Here is an 8,546-nt window from a genome sequence, read left to right on the forward strand (position 1 = left end):
AATTCACAAAAATATCATTTTTAATCTTAAAGTTTTGACCTTCTAAGTTTAACAGAAGACCCAGTCACTCCTCTTAGCACTGCATTCACTAGCGCTGACTAAGTTTCAGGGTTTGTTTTTATGCTTGATTTTTCTCACCCGTCCCGTTTCCAAGGCAGCAAAACCCAAGAACCCTCGACGCAAACACCCCCAAACGGGTTTTACGCGGACATTGGCAAACGTGTTTTTGACGTTTCCCTTGCCCTTCTGCTTCTGCCGGCCCTTGCACCCGTAATCTTTATTCTTTGGTGTCTGGTCCGCCGCGACGGTGGGCCGAGTTTTTTTGGTCATACGCGTATCGGAAAAGGGGGTAAACCCTTTAAATGCTGGAAAATCCGCAGCATGGTCGTGAACGCAGAAGACAAGCTTCAGACCTATCTGGATACAAATCCCGATGCGGCGGCCGAGTGGGAGCGGGATCACAAACTGATTAACGATCCCCGAATTAACCGGCTGGGTGACATTCTGCGCAAGACCAGTTTGGATGAGCTTCCTCAGATCTGGAACGTCCTGAAGGGTGAGATGAGCTTTGTCGGCCCACGCCCCGTAGTTGCTGTCGAACTGATCAAATACGGCAGCTCGGCATCAGCCTATCTTGCGCAAAAACCCGGCATCACTGGGTTGTGGCAGGTTTCGGGTCGGAACGACATCAGCTATCGCGAGCGGGTTGAAATGGACGTAACATATTTGGCCGCAAGAAGCTTTCTGAAGGACATTAAAATCATCTCGCTTACGGCTTCTGCGGTTTTTCTAAGAACAGGCCGTTTGTACGACACCATTTCCCCGGCCAGCAAATAATGCTCACCGACCTCATTCGAGATCTGGAATTCTTCAGTATCGACCGGGGGGAAGATAACGTCCGCATCCCGCCTGTAGTATTTGCCGATACGCTGACGGATAAAGGACGAGTTGGCGATGAACTGATCGACCCGCGCGGCAGTCGACACGTCCCAGACACGCAGCTTATGGGCCATGATAGGCATTGCCAACCGCGCGACACGGCCAGCCTGCGCGCGGTACACATGGTAATGATCCCAGATATATCGCATCGGTGAATGGCAGTAGCTAATATGCGTCGCATCAGGGCGCGGGATAATCCCCTTCGCAGGCCCAGACTCACTGGACAGGATCAGATCAAACTCCTGCATGTCCATCAGTTCCAGCGCCATAGGCTTGAACGGAGGGTACTTTTGATAGTGCTTCTTCGCCCCCGGCAATCGGCCGATGAATGTCTCGCGAACTTCGTGCTGCCGTACCTTTGCACTGACTTTTTCGGGGTCGTAGACATGGGTGATGATGACGGCGTCCGGATACATGTCCAAGAACGCCTCAAGCACCTTTTCGCCGCCGCGCATACCGACAAGCCAATAATGAACAATCGCGACTTTCACGAGGGTCAGCCCTTAGCGCCCTGGCCGCGCGCGTATTTGTCCTCGTACCGGACGATGTCGTCCTCGCCGACATACACGCCCGTTTGCACCTCGATCAGGACCATCGGTACCTTGCCCGGGTTTTCCATACGGTGGACAGCACCCAGCGGAATATAGACTGACTGATTTTCAGTCACCAATTGATCAGTGTCGTCGATGATGACACGAGCCGTGCCCTCAACCACGATCCAGTGTTCGGACCGATGAAAATGGCTTTGCAGGCTAAGGGACGCGCCCGGATGCACACAAATGCGTTTCACCTGAAAACGATCGCCAACAACAAGGCTTTCGAACCATCCCCAGGGACGGTGGTCTTTTGGAAATGCGGTGGCCTGAGGAACGTTTTTCTTCTTCAGCGCAGACACCGCCTGTTTTACGTCCTGAGCCCGCGAAGAATCCGCCACCAAAACCGCATCATTCATCGCAACCGCGATGATATTTTCCAGGCCAATACCAACGACTTCAAGCTGTTCACTATCCGACCGCAACAGCGTGTTGTGACAGTCAATCGCTGTGGCGCCGTCACTTGTGACAACACCCTGTTCGTCGGGGCCACTTTCGCGCCAGACCGCGTCCCAGCCACCCAAATCAGACCACGCCGAGTCAAAAGGGACCACGGAAAGGTTGTCAGCTTTTTCCATCACGGCATAGTCGATGGAAATATCTTTGGCCTTTTGCCAATGCTCCGGGTTCAAACGCAAAAAGCCCAGATCGGGCGTTGCGGTTTCAACAGATGCCTGAACGGGTTCTATCAGCTCTGGGGCGTACTGCCGGAATGCCGCTATAATGTCAGCAGAGCGGAACAAGAAAATACCAGCGTTCCATTTGAAATTCCCAGCGGCCAGCATCTCGGTCGCGCGGGCCAAATCCGGTTTTTCGACAAACTGTTTCAGCGGGACCGGTGATCCATCACTGTCCGGCGCCGAGGCAAGTTCCAGATACCCATAGGCTGTTTCCGCGTGCGTCGGAGTAATGCCAAACGTCACCAGCTGACCCCTTGCAACCGCATCCAATCCACGGGCGACTGCGGCCTGAAATGCATCGGAGTCTGGCACCACATGATCGGACGGGGCGACCAAAAGAACCGCATTCTCGTCTTCGTTGAATGTCTGAATCGCAGCGGCCAAAACTGCTGGTGCAGTATTGCGCCCTTCCGGCTCGATCAGAATTTTGCCTGGATCAATACCAATTGATTGCAGTTGCTCGGCAACGATGAATCGAAAGTCCGAATTGGTAAGAACGACTGGTGCCCCAAATTGCAAATCTGCGTTTTTCCCGGACAGACGTCGCGCCGACGCTTGAAACAAAGTTTCCTCGCCAACAAGCGGAACAAATTGTTTTGGATAGCTTTTCCGGGACAGAGGCCACAACCGAGTACCGGAACCACCGCAGAGAAGGACAGGTGTTATCAACATAAAAAGCTCGAAATTTGATTTACTTGGGGTGGTCCTAATAAATGACGCTGGCGCTGACAAGTGTATCAATTGAAGGAGGTTAAATTCACGCGCAATCAGGATGAAACAATAAGCACCGCCCAATCTTTGAGCCTGCGCTGCGTCTTCAGTGCAGTTTTACAATGCGGTAGGTCTATCTATCGCTGAAGTTAGTCAGGAAACTATCGGTTAATCGCGCCAATTGCTCCTGTCATCAATGACCTACGGAAACAAACCTGGGTTCGCTTCCGTCAAGGCATACGGCGCTCAGGGAGCCAGTTGCAAATGCTCCGGTATCAACAGCAATGCGACCACGTTCGGCGCTCGGCTCATCAACTATTGTATGGCCATGCACGACCCAGACCCCATCGCTGCGATCCGACTTCTGAAAAGACGGGTGCCCCCAGATCAGAATTTCCTCTTTTTGCTGATCGACCGGAACATTCGGGTCCGCACCGGCATGAGTCACAAAAACGTTGCCCGAAAAGTCCGATGTCGGGAGTTGTTCAAGCCAGCGGCGCATGTCTTGGCACATGACGTCTTCCAACCTATCGCGGCAGTCCTGTAACTCGGCATCGTTCATTTCTGATCTCACGCCGCGAACGCCGAAAGAGGACAGTGTTTGTAATCCTCCATACCGCAACCACCGTGGTCCATGACAGGTGGGATCGCTCAGAAATTTCAGCAACATCTGCTCGTGATTTCCCATGAGACAGGTAAATTCCGAACGCTCACTGACTAGACGCAGCACCTCGGCGCTGTGCTCTCCCCTGTCTACATAGTCCCCTACAAGTATGACGCGGTGGTCCTGCGGAACTTGGGAGAGCATTTTTTCCAACTGGGCAATGCACCCGTGGACGTCCCCGATTATGCAAATCGGGGCATCCGGATCAGGCGTCGAAAAGGCCGCTGGTTGATTAAATCGTTTGAGCAACGAAGACAGCACTATTGCAGCATTCCCTTTAACCTTTAGTGCACAGACTTGCGAGCTTGGCCGATAGTCGCTCCGGCTTGTGAGTGATAGCCGCCCGCACACCAATGGGCAAGCAAGGACCGTTCAAGCCTCTCTACAAGGGGATATCCCCATTCGAATAAGTTCAGCCCCTTTGACTTTATACACACCACTGATGCGGTTTCGGGCCTTGTTCATGAACCATGACTTCAACGGTTCGGGATAACAGCCCGCCATGACGCGGCTAAAATATTCGAAATCTTCCTTTGGAAGTTTGCGACCACTTCGCGATGGTCCGTGAAAGCCAAACATAGTATCGGGATCGACACAGGCGCCCGGCAACCCAAGAAACATCGTACATGTTGAAAAACAGACCCGGCCACGTATTTCAACCAAGACCCGGTTCCGCTGTAAGTTCTTCAATTCGATCAACCGGTCGTGCAAGTATCCACCCCGATCGTTGCCGACGATATACAAATTTTGGGTATTGGCAGCGGCCTGAAAAGCCGTGCCAGAAAACAAGGCACCAAAGACCAGAAAAACCACCAATATCCTTGCACGAAACCCTCGTAGACTTAAGCGCGGCGAAATACCCAATCCCGACATAACGACATCTCCAATTCCAGTTGCGGTCTGGGTTGAAACTAGAAAGAAGGGTTGCGGAGTACGTGGGCTCGGCGTGTCTTTTTTGTGCTTTAAATCAGAAAGTTAATTCGTTTTTACCTAAACATTGGGTAAATTTTTCGGCAACGACAAATGCGTCATAAACCGTTGCCACGAGCGCGACGGCGTATAGCAAGAACATCAGAAATCGCTTTTACGATCGGCTTTGAGACAATCCGTTGGATAGATATTCGTTTTGGCGATTTGATCGGGTATTGGTTCTGGTGAAATACTTTGCAATTGTGGCGGTCAGTGCAGGATTTCCCACGCGGGGTGATTCCAAAGTGCTTACAGCGGGATAGGTCCAGAACGACAAAAGCCACCTTGCGGCGGCTTGTTCGAGACTCTGTTGGACCCAAGTGGTTGCGGGAGCAGGATTTGAACCTGCGACCTTCAGGTTATGAGCCTGACGAGCTACCGGGCTGCTCCATCCCGCGACACTTTGGTTTGGTCTACCGCCTATTGGGCTATTTGAGACCGGGTAGTGTTCTGCTGATCGTTTAGAGAGAATTGGGCTTTTACTAGGTTTGGCGGTGACCTACTCTCCCGGGGCTTAAGCCCAAGTACCATTGGCGCGGCAGTGCTTAACTTCCGGGTTCGGGATGGGACCGGGTGTTTCACTTGCGCTATGACCACCAAACCGAGGAAAAGCCCATGTCGACTTTCTTGCTGTGCAAGAAAGCGACAGGTGGCAGGCAGCGTCTTTTGCTTGCAAAAGGCGCGTTGCCACTCGGTTGTGTTTTCAATCAACACCGTCGCTCTTTTTGCTTTTGCAAAAAAGCGACGAAGTTATCCATGTTCAAGGTGTGTATGCTTTGGTCTTGTCTTTCCATTACTGGATCAAATCAAGCCTATCGGGCGATTAGTACCGGTCAACTGAACGCATTACTGCGCTTACATCTCCGGCCTATTGACGTGGTGGTCTTCCACGGCCCTCAGGGAGACCTTGTTTTGAGGGGGGCTTCCCGCTTAGATGCCTTCAGCGGTTATCCTGTCCGATCATAGCTACCCAGCACTGCCGTTGGCACGACAACTGGTCCACCAGTGGATCGTTCACCCCGGTCCTCTCGTACTAGGGGCAACTCCTCTCAAGTCTCCTACACCCACGGCAGATAGGGACCGAACTGTCTCACGACGTTCTAAACCCAGCTCACGTACCTCTTTAAACGGCGAACAGCCGTACCCTTGGGACCTGCTCCAGCCCCAGGATGAGATGAGCCGACATCGAGGTGCCAAACACTGCCGTCGATATGGACTCTTGGGCAGTATCAGCCTGTTATCCCCGGCGTACCTTTTATCCGTTGAGCGATGGCCCTTCCACTCGGGACCACCGGATCACTATGGCCGTCTTTCGACTCTGCTCGACTTGTCAGTCTCGCAGTCAGGCTGGCTTCTGCCATTGCACTCAACGAGCGATTTCCGACCGCTCTGAGCCAACCTTCGCGCGCCTCCGTTACGCTTTAGGAGGCGACCGCCCCAGTCAAACTACCCGCCACGCAGGGTCCCGGATCCGGATAACGGACCGCGGTTAGACATCAAGAGTGCGAAGGGTGGTATCTCAAGGGAGGCTCCACAAGAACTTGCGTTCCTGCTTCAAAGCCTACCACCTATCCTGCACATCACAATCCTGATGCCAGTGCGAAGCTGTAGTAAAGGTGCACGGGGTCTTTCCGTCTAACCGCGGGAAGCCTGCATCTTGACAGGCAATTCAATTTCGCTGAGTCGATGTTGGAGACAGCGGGGAAGTCGTTACGCCATTCGTGCAGGTCGGAACTTACCCGACAAGGAATTTCGCTACCTTAGGACCGTTATAGTTACGGCCGCCGTTTACCTGGGCTTCAATTCAAGGCTCTCACCTCTCCTTTTAACCTTCAGGCACCGGGCAGGCGTCAGACCCTATACGTCGTCTTGCGACTTCGCAGAGCCCTGTGTTTTTAATAAACAGTCGCCACCCCCTGGTTTGTGCCCCCAGCCCCTAGTTGCCTAGGAACCGGGCCTCCTTCTCGCGAACTTACGGAGGTATTTTGCCGAGTTCCTTCAACATCGTTCTCTCAAGCGCCTTGGTATGCTCTACCAGTCCACCTGTGTCGGTTTAGGGTACGGTCTGATGGAGGGCTATTTCCAGGAACTGCTCAGCAGCCCAACCAATCCGATAAGGCTGAACTACATCCGCAATCCGTCACATCCTCCTGGCCTAGGAATATTAACCTAGTTCCCATCGCCTACGCCTTTCGGCCTCGGCTTAGGGGCCGGCTTACCCTGCTCAGATTAGCTTTAAGCAGGAACCCTTGGACTTTCGGCGAGAGTGTCTCTCACACTCTTTGTCGCTACTCATGTCATCATTCTCACTAGTGATCTCTCCACCGGATCCCTCACAGGCCGGCTTCATCGAAAGATCCTCGCCTCCAATATCCCCGAAGGGATCAAGGAGGCATGGATCTATGTCACACTACGCTCTGCTACCGATGCTTACGCATCCCTAGACTTCGGCTCATGGCTTGAGCCCCGTTACATCTTCGCCGCAGGACAACTTATTTAGACCAGTGAGCTGTTACGCTATCTTTAAAGGATGGCTGCTTCTAAGCCAACCTCCTGGTTGTTTTGGTCGTCCCACCTGCTTTCCCACTTAGCCATGAATTGGGGGCCTTAGTCGTAGGTCAGGGTTGTTTCCCTCTCCACTACGGACGTTAGCATCCGCAGTGTGTCTGCCATCTAGTACTCCCGGGTATTCGGAGTTTGGTTAGGATCAGTAAGCCTGTGGGGCCCCATTACCCATCCAGTGCTCTACCCCCCGGGGTATTCGGATGACGCTCTACCTAAATAGATTTCGCAGAGAACCAGCTATCTCCGAGTTTGATTGGCCTTTCACCCCTAGGCACAGCTCATCCCGATCCTTTTCAACGGATGTGGGTTCGGTCCTCCAGTAAGTGTTACCTTACCTTCAACCTGGCCATGCCTAGATCACTCGGTTTCGGGTCTGATCCCACGAACTCATGCGCCCTATTAAGACTCGCTTTCGCTACGCCTACACCTAACGGCTTAAGCTTGCTCGTGAGACCAAGTCGATGACCCATTATACAAAAGGTACGCCGTCAGCTCGCAAGGAGCCTCCGACTGATTGTAGGCGTTCGGTTTCAGGTACTGTTTCACTCCCCTCGTCGGGGTGCTTTTCACCTTTCCCTCACGGTACTGGTTCGCTATCGGTCAGCAAGGAGTACTTAGCCTTCGAAGGTGGTCCTCCGATCTTCAGACAGAATTTCACGTGTTCCGCCCTACTTAATACGTCCATCAAAGCTTCCTATACGGGGCTGTCACCCGCTATGGCCACGCTTCCCAACGTGTTCTAGTCACTCATCTGGCTCGGCTGGTCCCCGTTCGCTCGCCGCTACTAGGGGAGTATCAATTGATTTCCTTTCCTCCGGGTACTTAGATGTTTCAGTTCCCCGGGTTTGCTCTTAAAACCCTATGTATTCAGGTCTTAAGTACCTGTTTAAACCCCATATTGAGTATCTATCTCACAACTAGGTTGTGAGGGGATAACAATATGAAGCTTTCAGGTGGGTTGCCCCATTCAGAGATCCATGGATCAAAGCTTATTCTCAGCTCCCCATGGCTTATCGCAGAGTATCACGTCTTTCATCGCCTCTTGCTGCCAAGGCATTCACCAAACGCCCTTCTCGCGCTTGATTTGATCCAGAAAGAGAAAGACACATGATAGTGTGCTACCGCCTATTCGGCTACTTGAGCACAAGTATGTCGATCGCGATCATCCAGCTGGTAACTAAAGATGATCTTTCTTCTGAACCAAAAGCATACTTTCCCGCCTTCCATCCTGGAACCCGCGCTGCCGATGTCGGTCGGCCCCACGCAGAGGATAGAAGACAATGCATGATCGTCAGATCATGCGGGTTAGTGTACTTGACTTGGACAACTCTGTTCGTTTCAGCCGCGATAGTCGTGGACAGGCGAGGAAACACCCGTGTCACAACCCGCTCACCCGAAGATGAGAACGACTGAGATCTACGCCAC

4 protein-coding genes, 1 tRNA gene, 2 rRNA genes and 1 pseudogene are annotated in these 8,546 nt (G+C 52.6%); 1 reads left to right on the forward strand and 7 read right to left on the reverse strand.

All coding sequences use genetic code 11. The features are described from left to right. Positions 1 to 120 precede the first annotated feature (120 nt). The gene (locus ACT2B1_RS00890) at positions 121 to 837 is read left to right on the forward strand and encodes a sugar transferase (protein WP_481668395.1); all 717 of its coding nucleotides are present in this window, start codon (positions 121 to 123) and stop codon (positions 835 to 837) included. Between the two features lie 89 nt (positions 838 to 926). On the opposite strand, the pseudogene ACT2B1_RS00895 reads toward ACT2B1_RS00890, so the two are convergent. The 7 genes and pseudogenes from ACT2B1_RS00895 to ACT2B1_RS00925 all read right to left on the reverse strand — a co-directional run. Continuing rightward, positions 927 to 1,394, reverse strand: a pseudogene (locus ACT2B1_RS00895) (glycosyltransferase family protein); the annotation flags it as partial. Between the two features lie 41 nt (positions 1,395 to 1,435). Further along, positions 1,436 to 2,884, reverse strand: a complete 1,449-nt coding sequence (locus ACT2B1_RS00900; RefSeq protein WP_481668396.1) for a mannose-1-phosphate guanylyltransferase/mannose-6-phosphate isomerase — start codon at positions 2,882 to 2,884, stop codon at positions 1,436 to 1,438. 232 nt (positions 2,885 to 3,116) lie between these two features. Next, positions 3,117 to 3,731, reverse strand: a complete 615-nt coding sequence (locus ACT2B1_RS00905) for a metallophosphoesterase (protein ID WP_254449257.1) — start codon at positions 3,729 to 3,731, stop codon at positions 3,117 to 3,119. A gap of 228 nt (positions 3,732 to 3,959) precedes the next feature. Further along, positions 3,960 to 4,460 (reverse strand): hypothetical protein, encoded by a 501-nt coding sequence (locus ACT2B1_RS00910; RefSeq protein ID WP_481668397.1) that lies wholly within the window; start codon positions 4,458 to 4,460, stop codon positions 3,960 to 3,962. A gap of 417 nt (positions 4,461 to 4,877) precedes the next feature. Further along, a tRNA-Met gene (locus ACT2B1_RS00915) sits at positions 4,878 to 4,954 on the reverse strand. Positions 4,955 to 5,042: 88 nt separating this feature from the next. Continuing rightward, a 5S ribosomal RNA gene (gene rrf, locus ACT2B1_RS00920) occupies positions 5,043 to 5,157 on the reverse strand. A gap of 201 nt (positions 5,158 to 5,358) precedes the next feature. After that, positions 5,359 to 8,206: ribosomal RNA gene (locus ACT2B1_RS00925) — 23S ribosomal RNA — on the reverse strand. Positions 8,207 to 8,546 lie beyond the last annotated feature (340 nt).

It is taken from the genome of Ruegeria sp. S263 (assembly GCF_056780525.1).

Bases quoted from the DNA above. Each gene is read 5' to 3' on its own strand.
- ACT2B1_RS00890 (WP_481668395.1), top strand. From the start codon at position 121: ATGCTTGATTTTTCTCACCCGTCCCGTTTCCAAGGCAGCAAAACCCAA.
- ACT2B1_RS00900 (WP_481668396.1), bottom strand. From the start codon at position 2,884: ATGTTGATAACACCTGTCCTTCTCTGCGGTGGTTCCGGTACTCGGTTG.
- ACT2B1_RS00905 (WP_254449257.1), bottom strand. From the start codon at position 3,731: ATGCTCTCCCAAGTTCCGCAGGACCACCGCGTCATACTTGTAGGGGAC.
- ACT2B1_RS00910 (WP_481668397.1), bottom strand. From the start codon at position 4,460: ATGTCGGGATTGGGTATTTCGCCGCGCTTAAGTCTACGAGGGTTTCGT.